Here is a 17,504-nt window from a genome sequence, read left to right on the forward strand (position 1 = left end):
TCGGTGCGCTTTGGGTACTTTCCCTATCTTTGCCGAAAAAACGCATGAATCTCTTGGATCAAATTCGTCAAAATCCTCAAGAAATTGCCTTTTCTGAGGTCATTGCCCATATTGATGCGCATTATGAATTCTATCCTACCCGGTTTACAAACGGTGATATGGTCAACGAAGCCGGTCAAAACAACGGAAGCTGTAAATTGTTGTTTTTTGCGCAAGAACTGGGCTTGGATGCAGCTACCACCCTACAGTTATTTGGGGACTATTATCGCACCGATGTGCTCAAAAACCCGGAGGGCAAAGACCATCAAAATATCCGGAATTTCATCCGATATGGGTGGAACGGCGTGCTTTTCGAGGGCACTCCGCTCCAACGAAAGGCATCCCGGTAAAGTTAATGGGCTTCCAGCCAATCTTTGCCTAAACCAACTTCCGCAACGACAGGTATGCCGATATCCACCGCCTCTGCCATGAGGCGTGGGATTTCCCGCTTGAGGAGTTCTATCTCGGATTGGTGCGCATCAAACACCAATTCATCGTGCACCTGAAGAATCATTTTGGATCGGAGCTGTTCTTTTTTCATCCAATGGTGCACGTTGATCATCGCAACCTTGATCATGTCCGCCGCAGAGCCCTGAATAGGGGCATTTATGGCGTTCCTTTCGGCAAATCCACGCATGGTGGCGTTGCGGCTGTTGATATCGCGTAAGTAGCGCCTTCTTCCGAGGATGGTTTCCACATATTCCTGCTTACGTGCTTTTTCAATACTGCTGTCCATGTAGTCTTTCACGGCAGGAAACTCTTTGAAATAGGCGTCTATGATTTCCTTCGCTTCGCTTCGCGGTATGTTCAGACGTTGGGAAAGGCCAAAGGCGGAGATGCCATAGATGATTCCGAAGTTGGCGGTCTTTGCCTTTCGGCGCATATCGGAAGTGACCTCCTCGAGGGGTACCTGAAAGACCTTGGCAGCGGTGGTTGCGTGCACGTCCCTGCCATTTCTAAACGCCTCAATCATCGATTCATCCTTGGAAAAGGCCGCCATGATGCGTAGCTCTATCTGGGAATAATCCGCCGCCAGAATCAGATGGTCCTCATCCCTTGGAACAAAGGCTTTTCGGATCTCCCGGCCCCGCTCGGAGCGAATGGGAATGTTCTGTAGGTTGGGATTGATCGATGAAAGCCTCCCGGTGGCGGCGACGAATTGATTGTACGTGGTATGGATGCGACCTGTCTTGGGATTGATCAATCCGGGGAGCGCATCTACATAGGTGGATTTCAGTTTGACCATCTGCCGGTAGTCCAGAATGGCTTGGGCGATTTCGTGCTCTCCTGCCAGTTTGCTCAGCACTTCTTCTCCGGTAGCAAATTGCCCGGTTTTGGTTTTCTTTGCCTTGGGGTCGAGATTCATCTTGACGAAGAGGATTTCACCCAGCTGCTTCGGAGAGCTGAGGTTAAACGATTCCCCGGCCAACTCAAATACCCGGGTTTCCAGTACCCGGCTTTCTTTTTCCAATTCCGCAGAAAGTTCGGCAAGCGCCTCCGTGTGTATCTTCACCCCTTCATATTCCATGGCAGTCAGCACTTCTATCAAGGGATTTTCTACCTCGTGGAGCAGTTTTTCCACGCCGTGTTCCTTCACCAAAGGATCCAACACCTGCTTTAATTGCAAGGTGATGTCAGCGTCTTCGGATGCGTAATCAACTACCTCATCGATGTCCACGTCCCGCATATTGCCTTGGTTTTTGCCTTTTTTGCCGATCAGGCTGGTGATGGAGACGGGCTTGTAATTCAGGTATTGCTCTGCCAGCCAATCCATCGAATGCTTGCCCTCCGGTTCAATCAGGTAATGCGCCAGCATGGTGTCGTAGAGCCTGCCTTTGACTTCTATGCCGTAATTTTTCAGTACAAGCAGGTCGTATTTTACGTTTTGTCCGATTTTGGTAATGTTTTCTGCGGTGAAGACCGGCTGTAACCACGACAAAATCTCTTTAGCGGCGCTTTCATCTGCAGGGATGGGTAGGTAGTAGGCCTCTCCCGGAATATAGGCAAAGGAAATCCCCACTAGTTCGGCTTCGTTCGGATTTAGGGAGGTGGTTTCCGTATCGAAGCATATTTCCGGTTGCTGGATCAGGTATTTTACCAATTCATCCACTGCTTTCTTTCCTGACACCTTGTGGTAGCTGTGTGGTCTACTATGGAGGGTGTCCTGCGTTTCGGGCAGGATTGCCGAGGGAACTGGCTCCGGTGCGGCGTTATCGGTTTTTTCCGGTTCTTTTTCATCTGTGCCAGTAAACAAACCCAGCTGTTCGTCCACGCGCAGGTTGGGTTTCTTCATCGCTTCACCAAATACCCGCTTTGTAAGCGTTCTGAATTCCAGTTCGGCAAAGAGCGCTTTGAGCTTTTCCTCGTCGGGCCCATCGTAGCGGAGCTCCTCTTCCACAAAGTCGATGGGTACATCCTGGCTGATTGTGGCCAATTCTTTTGACAGAATGCCTTGTGGTCCAAATTCCTCCACCTTTTCGCGTTGCTTGCCTTTTAGGTCTTGCGTGTTTTTGAGTAGCTCTTCGATGGTTCCGTAGGTTTTTAGCAGTTTTACGGCAGTTTTTTCCCCTATACCGGGGATACCGGGGATGTTATCTACCGCATCCCCCATGAGACCCAGAATATCTCTTACCTGATCTACGTGTGCGATATCCCATTTGGCGCAGATTTCCTTCGGACCCATGACATCCACTGCATTACCCATAAAGGCAGGCTTGTATAAATAGATGTGTTCTTCTACCAGTTGCCCATAATCCTTGTCAGGAGTCATCATGTAAACCACGAAACTGGTCCGCTCTGCTTTTTTGGCAATGGTGCCTATGATGTCGTCGGCTTCAAATCCGTCCAGTTCCAACACAGGAATGTTAAAAGCCTGTACGATTTGCTTGACCCAGGGAATGGCAATCCCAATATCTTCGGGTTGCTCTTGGCGGTTTGCCTTGTAAGCCTCAAACCGCTCGTGGCGAAAGGTTGGCGCAGGGGTATCAAATGCCACAGCGATGTGGGTTGGCTTTTCTTTTTCCAGTACTTCCAGCAGCGTGTTGGTAAATCCCAGCATCACGCCGGTATTCAGCCCCTTGCTATTGATGCGTGGAGTTTTGCTAAATGCAAAGTGGGCGCGGTAAATCAGCGCCATCGCGTCCAATAAAAACAGTTTTTTTGAACCTTTGGTTAACATAGGTGTCGGGTTTGGAGAAAATACCGGTTTCCCGGTGGGCTTCATAAATAAAAAGCCAAGTTACAAATTAATCCCTAAAAGGTCGGAACAAAATATTCCATGGCCCAATCAGAATTTGATCGGTACCTGGTAGGCATTTTCGTAGTTCGGTAATAGCCAACTTTCGCTTGTCGTTCGCCTACCGATAGGTGTTTTATTAGAAATTATTCTTGCAGGCTCTTTAGGTATTTTCTTCCCTGAATGGCCTTATAGCCGATAATGGCCAGGGGAATGATCCAAATTAGATCGTTGGCAATCAGATAGAAAAGTGACCGTTTGTTCCAAGTGACCATTTCCGAGTAGGCTAATACAAACCAAGTGGCGGATACGAATTTTCCCAATAATCCCGCTCCGATAAGATATACCCAGCTAAAGGGGTAGAAAGCACTGAGGAAAATCAGAAAGCCGACTAACATGCCGAAGGTTCCAAATGCATTGGATGTTAGGTTTTCGGGTATTGGATTCAACGCCATCCAGCCAAGCACCGTCGGCCCGAACCATTTGAAAAAGGCCCCCCAAATAAAGGTATATACGCCGGCAAGTAACAAGACACCTCTTAAAGGCATTCCAAAAATCGGAGGGGTTGGGTTCTCTGTCATGGGATTAAAGAATTCGGTTTTTAGATTTGACTAAACAGCGTTTGCGTAAGGAGTGTTTTAAAGGTAAGGAAATTTTTGGGTAAGGCTTTTGATAGATGCTTCAATATCGGCCTACTAGCTGATAAAAATCCTTTACGGTTATTCTCAGCGCATCCCGTTCTTTTTCGTCGTTAAGAATTGGAACCCAACGATCTTCCAACTGCACTTCAAACGAAATGGCTTCGTCTAAATAGGGAAAAATTTCCTCAATAAATCGGTAGTGCGTATAGCGGTCTCCTTGCCTGAAGAAGCTTCTTTTCAGTATTCCAGAAGAATCCGTCCAACGTACATACAGGGTGTCCAGTCCTTTTAGGTCTCCTTGAGGTTCCAAAAAGAGGTAAGCGGCATCTTTGACCTTGTTGATGATGAGGGTTCCGTTTAGTACGAGCGCCGTGGAATCAGTAATTCGGCTTCCCAGCCGATAGAGTTCCATTTTGGCATCAGATCGGATTTCGCCATCGTAGTAAGCTCTTCGGACATTTTTGAAGTACAGGCGACTGGCCGAAGTGATGCTAAATTCATCGGTGTCGGCGCGATTGGAGGCCCTGCGTTCGTTGAAAAGGGACATGATCAGCACCAATACCAAAGAAGCAGCCCCAAAGATCTTCATAAGCCGAATTAGCTCGGGGGTCATGGAATCGTTGGGTTTGTAAGTTGCCATCGCATAAGGGATTTCCCTTATCAACAAAATCAGCTCGTCGATGGTTTAGGCCCAATGGTAAGGATTGGAAAAACAATACTTTGGCCTTATTCCTTATCATTCCTTGTAATTTTTTATCTTTGCGGTTTGGAAAAAATAGTATATCGAAACGATGAGTAGAGAAGTCCGCGTAAGATTTGCCCCTTCTCCTACCGGTGCACTGCATATCGGTGGGGTCAGGACCGCATTGTACAATTACCTGTTTGCCCGAAAGACCGGAGGCAAGTTTTTGCTCCGGATTGAGGACACCGATCAGACGAGGTTTGTACCGGGAGCGGAAGAATATATCAAAGAGTCGTTGGAGTGGCTGGGTATCAGTCCAGATGAAAGCCCTTGGAATCCTGGGGAGTATGGACCTTACCGCCAGTCCGAGCGCAAGGAAATGTACATGCAGTATGCACAGGATTTGCTGGATAAGGGCCATGCCTATTATGCATTTGATACGGCGGAGGAGTTGGAAGCCATGCGGGAGCGTTTATCGGCAGCAAGGGTCGTATCTCCCCAGTACAACTCGATCACCCGCATGCAGATGAAAAATTCCCTGACACTACCAGCCGACGAGGTGAAAGCCCGGCTGGAATCCGGAGACCCCTACGTGATCCGGGTAAAGATCCCCCGTAAAGAGGAAGTCAGGCTACAGGACAATGTAAGGGGTTGGGTGATGGTACATTCCAGTACCTTGGATGACAAGGTGTTGATGAAGTCAGACGGTATGCCTACTTACCACCTCGCAAATATCGTCGATGACCACTTGATGAAAATTACGCACGTAATCAGAGGAGAGGAATGGTTACCATCTGCTCCCCTGCATGTGCTATTATATAAGTATTTCGGCTGGGAAGATACCATGCCGGAGTTTGCCCACCTACCTCTACTGCTAAAGCCTGATGGAAACGGAAAGCTATCCAAGCGGGATGCGGAAAAGCATGGCTTCCCCCTATTTCCACTCACTTGGACAGATCCAGCCACGGGTCAGGTGGCCGACAGCTTCAAGGACCAGGGTTACCTGCCGGATGCATTTCTGAATTTCTTGGCCTTTTTGGGTTGGAACCCTGGAGATCACCGGGAGATCTTCTCCGTGGAGGAACTTGTAGATGCGTTCAGTATCGAACGCATTGGTAAGTCCGGAACCAAATTCGACATACACAAAGCCAAGTGGTATAACGAGCAATACCTCAGAAGAAAGTCCGACTCGGAATTAGCAGCCTATTTGTTGGCAGATTTGGCTAAGGAGCGCATCGAGATTTCCCAAGAGAAAGCTGAAAAGATTGCGGCATTGATGAAAGAGCGTGCTACCTTTCCGGGCGATCTATGGAAGGAGGGAAGGTTTATGCTTTTTGCTCCGGAAAAATTTGACGAGAGTGTGGCCGAAAAGAAGTGGAATGCCGATGCCGTGAAGGTGCTTGCGGCGTTTCAGGCCAAAGTCACTGCGCTGGAATCGGATTTGGATGCGGATACCGCGAAACACCTGCTACAAGAAGCCGCCGAAGCGTGCGAAGTAAAGCTGGGTAAAATCATGCAGGCGGTTCGTCTCGCCGCCACTGGTGTGGGTGCAGGGCCTGACCTGATGCAGGTATTTGAGATCTTGGGCAAGGAAGAATTGGCCAAAAGAATCGCATTTGCGTTAAATACATTACCCGTAAATGCCTAGTGGGAGAATATTTCCCAGGGCTCCGGTTAAACGATGTAATCATGAGTAAAAAATCTAAAAAGGAGGAAACTCCAAAGGTTAATCCAGAGCTGGAAGGGTTTAAGATGAATATCAACTCTTTCGGCGAGATATCCAGTTCCTTTTCTATCGACAAGATCAACGAGTTTCTCAACAATAATGTGGATGACAAGAAGTTGAGAGATCGCGAGGATTTGGACGAGCTAAAGAAAAAAAAGAAGTAAGCGCCTAATCGCTTACTTCTTTTCCCTTTGATACCTATTTAGGAATGAAACTTCTACGTAACCTATGTTTACTGATTTTTTTATCCTTGGGGACGGGCGTTTCGGTGCTTGGTCAGACAAGTATTGGTTTTCGGACGGGATATTCCACTTCCAGTGCCTCCTACAGGGTTACATTGGGTTCTTTTCCGCGAAGCGTGCAGGGATTTACCGCCCAGACCCATTCATTTGTAATTGAGCAGTTTTTTGAAAAAAATGCCGGTGGGCAGATTGAATTTCAGTTGCTTACGACGGGATATGCAGCAGTGGATTCCGTAAACGAGGGTAATGAGACACGCTTTGATTACCTCAAGATTCCGATTCTCTCTAATTTTTATTTGGGAAATACCGGTCGTTTTCACCTCAAATTAGGTCCCCATATAGGGTATTTGCTAAACGTGCAGGATGTCAGCAGGGTATCTGAAGGTACCTTGGTAATTCCCACGTATGGGCAGCCCGGTGATAATCCGCGGAAAATCATGTATGGACTGACCGGGGGTGTGGGAATTTCAAAGTTGTTTGGCAAACACACGATACAGGGCGAAGCCCGCTTTTCTTATGAATTTGGCAGGCCGGAGACGCAAAACCGTATTTTTGACCTGAACTTTACCCAACTGGAATTTACCCTCGCTTATTTATTTAGGGTTTTGAAGTAATAATTTTTTTTGTTTTGCTTAGTCTATTTACTTTAGCGAAATCTAGGTTGAATTAACGAAGCGATCAATGGGAATTACTTCCTTAATAAGTTTAATTGGAGTAGGTATAGGAATATTGGCGGTTCTTATCTCACTTTTTAAACATAAAGGAATTTCTTTCGGAAAAGCCGCTTTTTCCTTGATGTTATCGTGTGTAACCTATTATTGTTGGATGGATTTTTTGGTAGAGAGTGGAAATATTTTTAAGTATCCACATTTTTTTAAAACCGGAAGCCCTGTTTTTTACCTGCTTTTCATTTCCATTTATTGGGTCGGACAAGTTCATCTGAACAAAAAGACTAAACTTCAAGCAAGGGACTATTTACTACTTCTGATTCCACTACTAAATTTAATAGAGCTTATACCTTTTTATACACGGTCGACGGAGGAAAAATTGATTTACCTTCGTGAGCTAATGTTGGATAGAGATCAGATCATCTATGCCTACGAGGGTTGGATTCCAACTTTTTTCCATTACCTAGCACAAGTAACTTCCGGCTTAATCGTAACCGTACACTTATTAGTGGCCTCGATATTCAAGAAGGTACAGGTAGATCTGGGAGGAACCAGAAAATATAATTTGAATTGGTTGATTTACTTGTCCGCCATATTAGCAATTTTTTACTTAGCAGCGGTTTTGATGCTACTTTTTGATAGTGAAACCACCCAAATCCATATACATGCCTCATGGCTTTTTGCGGCGACAATTTTAGCGTTATTGGTATTGCTCTTTTTTGAACCCAGAATACTTTACGGCAGCAATACTGGGTTTAGGAGTGCGTCCACTCAGCGAAGTCTATTGCTTACAGATGAAGCTGAAAAAGAATACTACAAACAAAGACTCGATCAGTTTTTTTTGAACGAGCAAAGTTACCTGGACGCTACATTCAGGCAACAGGACCTGGCCAATCATTTGCAAGTTCCTAAGACCAAGCTATCGACGATAATTGGCGAACTTTACGATCAAAACTTCAATCAGCTTATCAACGATAAGCGCATTCAGGTCGCAATTGAAAAAATGCAAAACAACGCCTGGGAAAACTTAACGATTGAAGGAATAGGCCAAGAAGTTGGCTTTAAGTCGCGTACTACCTTCTATAAAGCATTTCAGGAAAAAACAGGTCTTACACCGTCTCAGTTTCGAAAGAGATTAGCAAACAGCTGATTTTAACAAATTTATTTTTTGTTCAATATTTCATTTTTGGACAGATTATGCCCATGCAAGAGAAATTTAGCAGGGGGTTTAATTTACTTTTGACCCATTACCACGGATTTTTAAACAGGTAACTACATCAGCAAAAATGATACAAAAAGGCCAATCTGGATTTTTCAATCCGCTTTGTCTGTGAAGAAGAAAAATCTAAGTGAGTAACCGAATTCAAATAAATCCATCAAAGAAAATTTAGCTATGAAAAAGAAGAATCTCGCGGAGTTTTTAGGGACCTTTTGGTTGGTCCTAGGAGGATGTGGAAGTGCCATGTTGGCAGCCGGTTTTCCAGATGTCGGCATTGGGCTTGTCGGTGTTTCGTTGGCCTTTGGGTTGACCGTACTAACGATAGCCTATTCAATGGGGCCAATTTCCGGGGCACACCTCAACCCAGCGGTAACCATAGGGCTTTGGGTAGGCAAACGAATCGACTCTAAGGTAGTGCTTCCGTATATTCTTTCCCAAGTATTAGGGGGGTTGGCTGCTGCACTCGTGTTGTTTGTTATTGTGACGGGCAATGGGAGTGAAATAGGTTCTTTTGCGGCGAATGGATATGGAGAACATTCTCCTGGTGGTTATAGCATGACAGCGGCTGTAGTTACAGAGCTTGTAATGACGTTTATGTTTATGTTGATCATACTTGGGGCGACCGACGCAAAGGCGAGTCCAGGATTTGCCGGACTTGCTATAGGGTTAGCGCTAACATTGGTGCACTTAATTAGTATACCGGTGACCAACACCTCGGTTAATCCAGCCCGAAGTATCAGCCAAGCGGTTTTTGTCGGCGATTGGGCCCTCGCGCAGCTTTGGTTATTTATCCTCGTGCCTATAGCGGGAGCCTCTTTGGCAGGATTGGTCTTTAATTACCTAAAGTCGGAATAACCTACCTGACCAATAAAACCTGACGTGTGATGACAGCTAAATCAGCCAGTTAGTATGAAGGAACTGTTAAGTTATATATTTTAGTAGGCAAAGTAAAAATTGGGTAAAACAGCCTGTATAGTTAAACTAATTGAAATAATGTTTGTGTATCCTTTAAAATATTTTGCTATCTTTCTAATATATATATCATAATTATGAAAAGCGGTTACAGACTTTTGGTGTTGTTAGCGGCCATCCCATTAGCGATGTGCTCCCCGAAGGAAACGGAACAGAAAGCGCCTTTAAGCCTTAAGGTTGTTGAGGTAAATCAAAGGCAGGTACCTATTTATAAGGAATTCGTTGGGCAAGTATATGGTAGGGCTGATATTCCGATTCGGGCCCGTGTGGATGGCTTTGTGGAAAATATCCATTTTCAAGAGGGCGTCAGCGTCAAGAAGGGACAGCTTCTTTACAGTATCGATGACCAACCGCTTCGGCTTAGTCTCAGCCGTGAGGAGAGTATCCTCTCTGAAGCGGAGGTAAATCGGGTAAATGCGGAAGCGGAGTTGTCTCGGATTGCACCTCTCGCGGAGATCAATGCGATCAGCAGACTGGATTTAGATGCGGCAATGGCCCGAAGGGACGCTGCGGAAGAAGCCGTAAGGGCTGCGGAGGCAAACGTAAATTTGGCCAAGGTAAATCTAAGCTATACCAAGATTCAAGCTCCGATTACAGGTATAATCGGGAAGTCAGCGGCCAAAGTGGGTGAATATGTAGGGAAGAGTCCAAATCCGGTAATTCTGAATACAGTCTCTCGAATAGACAGTGTGGTGGTAGAGTTTTTTCTGAATGAGAAGGATTACCTTGCTTTTTTCAAACAACGTTCCCAAGCGGGGAAATTAAACTTTGATCGCGAGGATTTCCCCTTGGAGTTGTATTTGGCAGATGGGGTCAAGTTTCCCTATGCCGGCACAATTACCTTCTTGGATAGAAATGTAGATCCAAGTACCGGAACGATCTTGGTGCAAGGAGTTTTTCCCAATCCGGAGGGCCTTATCCGGCCAGGTCAATTTGCCAAAGTAAGAAGCGTTGTCCAAGTGATGGAGGAGGCGCTCGTGGTTCCCCAGCGTTGTGTGGTTGAGCTTCAGGGATTTTACAATGTGTTCACGGTCGGGGCAGATGGTATCGTGGCCCAAAAGCGCGTCGAATTACTGGGCGATGTTGACGATCTTTTTGTAATTGGGACAGGCTTGGAGAAGGGGCAGCGAATCCTTGTTGAAGGATTGATGGCAGTGCGATCCGGTCAGCAGGTCGAGACAGAACTAATCACATTCAATCAGTTAGCCCGATGAACGACTCACCTCATCATTTTTTTGTGCGTAGGCCCATCGTCGCGATAGTGATATCAATCATTACTGTTACGGTTGGTTTGGTCTCGCTGGGTACCCTACCCATCGAGCAATACCCCGATATCACACCGCCGGTAGTCAGGGTAAGTGCGAAGTATACAGGGGCCAATGCCATTTCCGTAGAGCAGTCTGTAGCCACCGCACTGGAGCAGCAGATCAATGGCGTGGAAAACATGATCTACATGAAGTCCACGAACTCCAACGATGGCACGATGAGTATTCAGGTGACCTTTGATATTGGTACGGATCCGGACATGAATACGGTATTTACGCAAAACCGCGTATCGTCGGCTATGGCCAAGCTCCCGGAAGAGGTCACTAGAATGGGGGTTACGACTGAAAAATCCATGTCAAATATCCTGCTTTTGATTTCGCTCACCTCTCCAAATCAAGCTTACGATCAGCAGTTTTTGGGGAATTATGGGATGATTAATATCAAGGACAGATTGGCAAGAATTCCGGGTGTGGGTAGGGTGAGTGTGATTGGTGCTTCGGATTACTCGATGCGAATTTGGGTTCAGCCGGATCGACTTTCTAATTTGGGCATCACCATTGGAGAGATCACACAGGCTATTCGGTCCCAAAATACAATTGTCCCCGGTGGCAAACTTGGGGCGGAACCTGCCCCACCTGGTACGGAATTTACCTACGTGGTCCGTCTTCCCGAACGACTGCAAACGGAAGAGGCGTTTCAGGAGATTGTGGTGAGAAATAATGCCGATGGGTCACAGGTAAAATTAAAGGACATCGCTAGGGTTGAACTTGGAACAGAAAGTTACAGTGCGTTTACACGGACGAATGGCACCGATGCCGCCCTGATATCGATTTATCAATCTCCTGGGTCCAATGCGGTACAAGTAGCAGAAGATGTCAAAAAGGAATTGGAGCTGTTGTCGCAGGGTTTTCCGGAGGGCATAGACTATGGAATTTCGCTGGATGCAACCAAGCCGATTGTAGCAGGTATCGATGAGATCGTGGAAACCTTGGTCATCGCCTTGGTATTGGTGATTTTGGTGGTGTTTCTTTTTATCCAAGATTGGCGGGCCACCCTCATACCGACCTTAGCGGTACCAGTCTCGTTGATAGGAGCCTTTATGCTGTTTCCATTATTGGGATTCAGTATAAATGTGTTATCGTTGCTTGGGCTGGTGTTGGCTATTGGGATTGTGGTAGACGATGCTATTGTGGTGGTAGAAGCCGTTCAAGTAAAGATGGAGCAAGGTATGGGTGTCAAAAGGGCCACTACGGAGGCGATGAAGGAAGTAACAGCTCCGGTAATTGCAACAAGTCTGGTATTGGTAGTTGTATTTGTTCCGGTGGTGGGTATCGCAGGCATCACGGGTAAGCTATATCAGCAATTTGCAATTACCATTGCCGTATCGGTGATTATTTCAAGCATCAATGCATTGACGCTGTCTCCCGCACTATGTGCACTGATATTACAGGAAAAAGGGGCCGAAGAGAGAAAGAAGGGCTTTCTTGGACGTTTTTTTGCGCAGTTTAACCAGGTCTTTGATCGGGCGACTGTCTCGTATACCTCGATGACTTCCGTGTTTTCAGGTAAGTTGAAAAGAGGTGCAGTATTTATTTTGCTTACGTTAGTGGCTGCCGGTATCTTGGGAGCCCGCTTGCCAGGCGGGTTTATTCCAGAGGAGGATCAAGGCTACTTGTTTTTAAGTGCCCAGTTGCCAAATGCGGCAAGTTTGCAGCGTTCCGATGCCGTGGTAAAGCGCATTGAAGGATTGTTGGCGGATATTCCGGAGATCGAGACCTATTCGTCAGCAGTAGGTTACAACATGCTTGCGGACGCACTTAGCACGAACGCAGCGTTTATGTTTATTTCGTTAAAAGACTGGGATGAAAGGACGGATCAAACAGCTAAGCAGGTAGCCGAGAAAATCAACGGGATCTTGTCTGGACAGATAAAAGACGCCGTAACCTTTGCCTTTGGTCCACCGGCGATTCCGGGACTGGGATCGGGAGCGGGCTTCAGTGTGATGATACAGGACAAAATTGGGGAAGATCCGCAATACCTGTTTCAACACACCCGAGCGTTTATCGAGGCGGCTAGCAAACGACCGGAGATAGCCCGGGCGTCTACACAATATCAAGCATCGGTTCCACAGCGCTTTATCGAGCTGGATACCGATAGGGTATTGAAATCGGGGGTAAATTTGCAGGATTTGTATCAAACCTTCGGGGCATTTCTCGGAGGGGCTTATGTCAATGACTTCTCTAAGTTTGGCCGGACCTATCGCGCTTATATTCAGGCTGAATCGGAGTATAGACAGAATGTACATGGCTTGGATCTTTTTTACGTGAAAAACAGCCAAGGAGAAGCAGTACCCATCACCACATTTCTCACCGTAAAGGAAGTTAGTGGTCCGGAATATACCAATCGATTTAACCTGTTTAGGTCTGCCGAGGTAACAGGCATTCCAGCTACGGGCTATAGCTCCATTCAGGCACTTGATGCATTAGAGGAAGTAGCCAATGAAGTGCTACCCGAAAATATGGCATTTAGTTGGAGTGGGATGAGTTTTCAGGAAAAGGTTTCATCCGGTTCGGCAGGAGTTATTTTTGCCTTTTCCTTTTTCTTGGTGTTTCTCATACTGGCCGCACAATATGAAAGTTGGTCGTTGCCATTGAGCATTTTGCTGGGTACCCCCTTCGCCCTTTTGGGAGCCTTTTTGTTTTTGACGGTCGCTCGGTTTTTCAGTTTGAGTTTTGAAAACAATATTTTTGCTCAGATATCGCTTATCCTGTTGATCGCGATGGCAGCAAAAAATGCCATTTTGATTGTGGAGTTTGCAAAAATGAAGTTTGATGAAGGCCTATCGCTTTTTGATTCGGCGATAGAGGCTGCGAGACTTCGATTTCGTCCAATCTTAATGACGGTATTTTCTTTTGTTCTTGGGATTCTGCCGTTGATTTTGGCCTCAGGCTCTGGAGCTGAGGCTCGCAAGGTCATGGGAATGGCACTACTTGGGGGTATAGGATTAGCCACCTTTTTGGGTGTTTTCCTCTATCCCATGCTCTTTGTGATGGTGGGAAAAGTATTTGGTTACGAGAAAAAGCGCGCCATGGAACAACAAGCTAATTCATCGGAATTATGAGAAAGTTGCTTCATCTTTTATTGCTGCTCCTAACATTGGGGGCGTGTAAAGTGGGCAAGCCCTATAGGGGAGTAGATGTTCCCATGCCCTCCACGTATCTGACGTTCCTAGAGGGTGATCAAATACCCGATACGGAAACCATTAACACACTGGATTTGGAAAAGGTCGCGGCAATCAATTTGGGATGGTGGCAGTTTTTTGACGACGCCATGTTAGATTCCTTGATCCGGATTGCGCTTCGCCAAAACCGAAACATACATATTGCTGCGGAGCGAATCATGCAAAACCGCTATGCCCTTCGGTTTCAACGGGCGGAATTGTATCCCAAGATTGGAGTTCAAGGTTCAGCTGAGCGAGGTAACTTTCTCTTTAACCAAATTGGCCAGGTTAACGAACTCTATATCGCAGGGACAGGCCTTAATTGGGAAATTGATTTTTGGGGGAGGCTGCGGAATTTATCCCAATCCGCTCGCTATGATCTCTTAGCTAGCGAATATGGGTTGAAGAGTCTCCAATTATCCCTGATTACCGATGTGGCATCCACTTATTTTAATTGGCTTCAGTCTTTGGAAGAGCTTGAAATTGCACAGCGAAACTTTGCGTTAAGGGACAGTATGCATCGGATTATTGTCGCAAGGTTCGAAAAAGGGATCATTCAGCAAACAGACGTTGATCAATCGAATATTCTAAAGACCATAGCAGCAGGGTTTGTTCCGAGGTTTGAAAGAAAGTCCGTCCAGTTGGAAAATGCGTTGAATTTCTTAGTTGGTCGAAATCCGACGCGTTTACCAAAGACAGGTAAATTACCTGCGCTAAATTCCGATTTAGAACTTGATCCCGGCAGTCCGGTAGATCTTCTCCGAAACCGCCCGGATATTTTGGAAGCAGAGTACCAACTTGCGGCTCAAAATGAGCAAAAGGGTGCAGCGAAGGCCAATAGATTGCCTACTATCAGGTTAAATGGGAGCTTCGGTTTGATCACAGACGATTTTCAACAGTGGGATTTGTCCAATCCCTTGTGGAATTTGGGTGGCCAATTGGTAGGGCCCTTGCTTTTTTGGGGTCAAATGCAGCGAATGGTTGACATGGCTCAAAGCAGAGAGTACCAGCAACTGTTCGCCTATGAAAATAAGGTACTAAATGCCTTGAGGGAAATGGAAGATGTCATTATCGAGATCAATACATTGAAGCAGGAAATTGTGGCTGCAGAAGCGCGAAAGAAATCAGCGTTAAGCGCTCAATTTCTAAGTGGTGAGCGATATTCCCAGGGAGTAACCAGCTACTTGGAGGTACTCGAATCCCAGCGACAGGCTTTTGATGCGGAGTTGGCACTTGTACAACTTAGGCAGGCCTTCCTGTCTGCCCATGTGCGGTACTACAATGTAACCGGGGGTGCCCCTCCACTAATGAAAGGCTCATCCTTGACAACCAAGCCGAATTAAAAATCAACACAATGAAAAAATGTATCCTTAGTTTACTCTTGATAAGTTTTGCCCTTATCACCCATGGTCAAGATATCAGAATCAATACATACGGAGGCTACGTCTTTAAGGATCGTGTAGATTCCTATTACTCTAGTAATTCCTATTACAATGGTCAGATTCAGGATGGGTTTAGGTGGGGAGCGGGTATAGAGTACCTTATTCCTGAAAAAGGCGGCATAGAGCTAATGTATGCGAGACAGGAAACAAATGCTCCTACCACCTATTTGGATGGTATCTTGACTGGGGGTCAGCTGAGGAGAACTAACTTTGACTTAAACCTTAATTGGTTGATGTTGAATGGCACCAGGTATTTTTCGATCAATGAACGGTTAGAACCGTTTGCAGGATTGGGAGTAGGAATGGGAATCTTTTCGCTTACCAATCCCAATTCTGGCAACGAGCGTTCTGCGACCAAATTGGCTTATTCTGCACGAGGTGGCATCAATCTATGGGCGATGGAAAATGTGGCCATTCGGATCCAAGCATCCTTTTTCTCCGCAGTTCAGTCAGTCGGAGGTGGATTTTATTTCGGAACCGGCGGTTCGGGCGTTGGCCTTACTACCTATTCCAGTATGTTTCAATTTGCCTTTGACGGCGGACTGGTTTTTCGATTGCCAGGTCGATGAACAAGCTGACTCAAAGGATTTACGTTGACTATTTCGAATTCAGTTCAACCAACTAGCCATCAAACCTAGAGACTTATGGGCGGCCAGGTATAAGTCAAGAGACACAGGTTTGAAATCAAGTATTATGGGCCATCTACTGATGTGGGAATAGATACCCGGTTTGCGTAAATGACGATATATCGACACCCTTAATCATTGTTACGAATATTTAATGTTACGAATATTTAAATTCAACATCCCCTATGAAAAAATCTATTTGTTTTCTTTTATTGACGCTAGGCATAGTCAGCTTAGGATATTCACAGGTTGTGAATGATGAGATTACGCTATTCCAAGCCAAGTTTGGAATGGAGAAAAAGCAGTTGGTGGAGGCTGTGATGGACTTGTCTGCATCCGCTGCGCCAGGATTTTGGATGGTCTATCAACAGTACGAAGAGCGAAGACAACTGTTGGCGCGGGAGCGTATCTTACTGATCAATGAGTACTTAGTGCATTACGATGCCATAGACAATGAGAAGGCGGATTTTCTTTCCAAAGCACTTCTAAAAAATACGGCGGCTAGAAATAAACTGCATACCCAATATTATAAGAAATTCAAGAAGGTGGTAGCTCCCCGGGAGGCTGCAAAGTTTCTACAGCTAGATAACTACATTCATTCCACCCTACGAACACTCGTTTTACAGGAGCTTCCGTTTATCGACGAATTTCAGGAATAGAAAAGAATTGTTCAAATCCATTTAATGTACCTGCTTTAGTCAGCATGAACCTACATTTTCAGTAGTAGATGTTCCAGGACAGGCACGCCGAATAGTGGTGCTTTTCCTATCTGACTTACAAAAAATACAAAAGATTTTAGCTTACATAGGTAATGAAAACGAAAATTATGAAAAACTCACGCGTATTTCTACCGTTGCTCCTAATGCTTTTAGCCGCATGCTCATCAAGTGTGCGGGTTACCGGTTCTTGGACGAGTCCTTCGAAGCCGGCAGAGGGGTATAAGCGTGTCTTTGTGACCGCCCTTACAAAGAATGTTTTGGCAAGGCAGACGGTAGAGATGCATTTGGAAGATCTGATGCGTGCTCAGGGAGTTACCGCGTTTGGTAGTTTCGAGATCATGCCCGTTGGTTTTCGCGCAAAGGAAGCAGATAGGGACGAGGTGTTGTCGAAAATCAAAAAATTGGGTAGCGAGGCTATCCTGACCATCGCGCTACTGGATCAAACGAGTGAAACGAGGTATGTGCCCGGTAACACCATGATGTATACCCCGATGGGATTCGGCTATCATGGGCGTTTTTGGTCTTACTATAACACCTACAATCCCCTAATGTACGATGCAGGCTATTATACTACGGATAAAAACTATTACTTGGAAGCCAATCTGTACGATACGGACTCCGAGCAGCTTATATGGTCGAGTCAATCGACAACGGTAAATCCTTCCTCTTTAGATGGCTTCGCCAATGCGTTTGCGGCAGTTGTGGTAAAGCAGCTGATAAAGGACGGTGTAATTATTACACCCTAACCCACCTGTTGGTTGAACCACGCTTTTTATGGTCTCAATTGTTGGTATTGGGGAAATTAGC

The 17,504-nt window shown here is 46.0% G+C and carries 15 protein-coding genes; 12 read left to right on the top strand and 3 right to left on the bottom strand.

Going from position 1 to position 17,504, the window contains the following annotated elements; all coding sequences use genetic code 11:
• The first annotated feature begins 44 nt into the window (after positions 1-44).
• The gene (locus IAQ59_RS12775) at positions 45-389 is read left to right on the top strand and encodes a HopJ type III effector protein (RefSeq protein ID WP_209331205.1); all 345 of its coding nucleotides are present in this window, start codon (positions 45-47) and stop codon (positions 387-389) included.
• A gap of 2 nt (positions 390-391) precedes the next feature.
• Here IAQ59_RS12775 and polA read toward each other — a convergent pair whose 3' ends face one another.
• The 3 genes from polA to IAQ59_RS12790 form a co-directional block, all read right to left on the bottom strand.
• On the bottom strand, positions 392-3,217 hold the full coding sequence (gene polA / locus IAQ59_RS12780) for a DNA polymerase I (protein ID WP_209331206.1): 2,826 nt from the start codon (positions 3,215-3,217) through the stop codon (positions 392-394).
• 203 nt (positions 3,218-3,420) lie between these two features.
• Positions 3,421-3,855 carry a hypothetical protein gene (locus tag IAQ59_RS12785; RefSeq protein ID WP_209331207.1) on the bottom strand — a complete coding sequence of 145 codons (435 nt, stop codon included), beginning with the start codon at positions 3,853-3,855 and terminating at the stop codon, positions 3,421-3,423.
• A 100-nt stretch (positions 3,856-3,955) separates the two neighbouring features.
• Positions 3,956-4,555, bottom strand: coding sequence for a hypothetical protein (locus tag IAQ59_RS12790; protein WP_209331208.1), 600 nt, complete (start codon positions 4,553-4,555; stop codon positions 3,956-3,958).
• A gap of 151 nt (positions 4,556-4,706) precedes the next feature.
• Here IAQ59_RS12790 and gltX point away from each other — a divergent pair, with 151 nt between their 5' ends.
• The 11 genes from gltX to IAQ59_RS12845 all read left to right on the top strand — a co-directional run bounded on the left by gltX (position 4,707) and on the right by IAQ59_RS12845 (position 17,443).
• Positions 4,707-6,245 carry a glutamate--tRNA ligase gene (gltX, locus tag IAQ59_RS12795; RefSeq protein WP_209331209.1) on the top strand — a complete coding sequence of 513 codons (1,539 nt, stop codon included), beginning with the start codon at positions 4,707-4,709 and terminating at the stop codon, positions 6,243-6,245.
• A 41-nt stretch (positions 6,246-6,286) separates the two neighbouring features.
• The gene (locus tag IAQ59_RS12800) at positions 6,287-6,487 is read left to right on the top strand and encodes a hypothetical protein (RefSeq protein ID WP_209331210.1); all 201 of its coding nucleotides are present in this window, start codon (positions 6,287-6,289) and stop codon (positions 6,485-6,487) included.
• 44 nt (positions 6,488-6,531) lie between these two features.
• Entirely contained in the window at positions 6,532-7,179 is a 648-nt protein-coding gene (locus IAQ59_RS12805; protein ID WP_209331211.1) for an outer membrane beta-barrel protein, read from the top strand.
• 454 nt (positions 7,180-7,633) lie between these two features.
• Entirely contained in the window at positions 7,634-8,383 is a 750-nt protein-coding gene (locus IAQ59_RS12810; protein ID WP_209331212.1) for a helix-turn-helix domain-containing protein, read from the top strand.
• A gap of 243 nt (positions 8,384-8,626) precedes the next feature.
• Positions 8,627-9,307 (top strand): aquaporin Z, encoded by a 681-nt coding sequence (gene aqpZ, locus IAQ59_RS12815; protein ID WP_209331213.1) that lies wholly within the window; start codon positions 8,627-8,629, stop codon positions 9,305-9,307.
• A gap of 194 nt (positions 9,308-9,501) precedes the next feature.
• Positions 9,502-10,638, top strand: a complete 1,137-nt coding sequence (locus tag IAQ59_RS12820; protein WP_209331214.1) for an efflux RND transporter periplasmic adaptor subunit — start codon at positions 9,502-9,504, stop codon at positions 10,636-10,638.
• Positions 10,635-13,811, top strand: a complete 3,177-nt coding sequence (locus tag IAQ59_RS12825; RefSeq protein ID WP_209331215.1) for an efflux RND transporter permease subunit — start codon at positions 10,635-10,637, stop codon at positions 13,809-13,811. Before IAQ59_RS12820 ends, IAQ59_RS12825 begins: the two co-directional genes overlap by 4 nt.
• On the top strand, positions 13,808-15,253 hold the full coding sequence (locus IAQ59_RS12830; RefSeq protein WP_209331216.1) for an efflux transporter outer membrane subunit: 1,446 nt from the start codon (positions 13,808-13,810) through the stop codon (positions 15,251-15,253). The genes IAQ59_RS12825 and IAQ59_RS12830 overlap by 4 nt, the downstream gene beginning before the upstream one ends.
• 11 nt (positions 15,254-15,264) lie before the next feature.
• Positions 15,265-15,921 carry an outer membrane protein gene (locus IAQ59_RS12835; RefSeq protein WP_209331217.1) on the top strand — a complete coding sequence of 219 codons (657 nt, stop codon included), beginning with the start codon at positions 15,265-15,267 and terminating at the stop codon, positions 15,919-15,921.
• A gap of 242 nt (positions 15,922-16,163) precedes the next feature.
• Positions 16,164-16,637: a hypothetical protein gene (locus IAQ59_RS12840; RefSeq protein ID WP_209331218.1), complete on the top strand. Its 474-nt coding sequence runs from the start codon at positions 16,164-16,166 to the stop codon at positions 16,635-16,637.
• Positions 16,638-16,804: 167 nt separating this feature from the next.
• The gene (locus IAQ59_RS12845) at positions 16,805-17,443 is read left to right on the top strand and encodes a hypothetical protein (RefSeq protein ID WP_209331219.1); all 639 of its coding nucleotides are present in this window, start codon (positions 16,805-16,807) and stop codon (positions 17,441-17,443) included.
• The last annotated feature ends 61 nt before the right edge of the window (positions 17,444-17,504 follow it).

It is taken from the genome of Lunatimonas salinarum, assembly GCF_017811155.1.
GTDB classification, from domain to species: Bacteria; Bacteroidota; Bacteroidia; order Cytophagales; family Cyclobacteriaceae; genus Lunatimonas; species Lunatimonas salinarum.

What these genes read in the sequence shown, in the direction of transcription:
- IAQ59_RS12775 (WP_209331205.1), top strand. Translation starts at nt 45, where the DNA reads ATGAATCTCTTGGATCAAATTCGTCAAAATCCTCAAGAAATTGCCTTT.
- polA (WP_209331206.1), bottom strand. Translation starts at nt 3,217, where the DNA reads ATGTTAACCAAAGGTTCAAAAAAACTGTTTTTATTGGACGCGATGGCG.
- IAQ59_RS12785 (WP_209331207.1), bottom strand. Translation starts at nt 3,855, where the DNA reads ATGACAGAGAACCCAACCCCTCCGATTTTTGGAATGCCTTTAAGAGGT.
- IAQ59_RS12790 (WP_209331208.1), bottom strand. Translation starts at nt 4,555, where the DNA reads ATGGCAACTTACAAACCCAACGATTCCATGACCCCCGAGCTAATTCGG.
- gltX (WP_209331209.1), top strand. Translation starts at nt 4,707, where the DNA reads ATGAGTAGAGAAGTCCGCGTAAGATTTGCCCCTTCTCCTACCGGTGCA.
- IAQ59_RS12800 (WP_209331210.1), top strand. Translation starts at nt 6,287, where the DNA reads ATGAGTAAAAAATCTAAAAAGGAGGAAACTCCAAAGGTTAATCCAGAG.
- IAQ59_RS12805 (WP_209331211.1), top strand. Translation starts at nt 6,532, where the DNA reads ATGAAACTTCTACGTAACCTATGTTTACTGATTTTTTTATCCTTGGGG.
- IAQ59_RS12810 (WP_209331212.1), top strand. Translation starts at nt 7,634, where the DNA reads ATGTTGGATAGAGATCAGATCATCTATGCCTACGAGGGTTGGATTCCA.
- aqpZ (WP_209331213.1), top strand. Translation starts at nt 8,627, where the DNA reads ATGAAAAAGAAGAATCTCGCGGAGTTTTTAGGGACCTTTTGGTTGGTC.
- IAQ59_RS12820 (WP_209331214.1), top strand. Translation starts at nt 9,502, where the DNA reads ATGAAAAGCGGTTACAGACTTTTGGTGTTGTTAGCGGCCATCCCATTA.
- IAQ59_RS12825 (WP_209331215.1), top strand. Translation starts at nt 10,635, where the DNA reads ATGAACGACTCACCTCATCATTTTTTTGTGCGTAGGCCCATCGTCGCG.
- IAQ59_RS12830 (WP_209331216.1), top strand. Translation starts at nt 13,808, where the DNA reads ATGAGAAAGTTGCTTCATCTTTTATTGCTGCTCCTAACATTGGGGGCG.
- IAQ59_RS12835 (WP_209331217.1), top strand. Translation starts at nt 15,265, where the DNA reads ATGAAAAAATGTATCCTTAGTTTACTCTTGATAAGTTTTGCCCTTATC.
- IAQ59_RS12840 (WP_209331218.1), top strand. Translation starts at nt 16,164, where the DNA reads ATGAAAAAATCTATTTGTTTTCTTTTATTGACGCTAGGCATAGTCAGC.
- IAQ59_RS12845 (WP_209331219.1), top strand. Translation starts at nt 16,805, where the DNA reads ATGAAAAACTCACGCGTATTTCTACCGTTGCTCCTAATGCTTTTAGCC.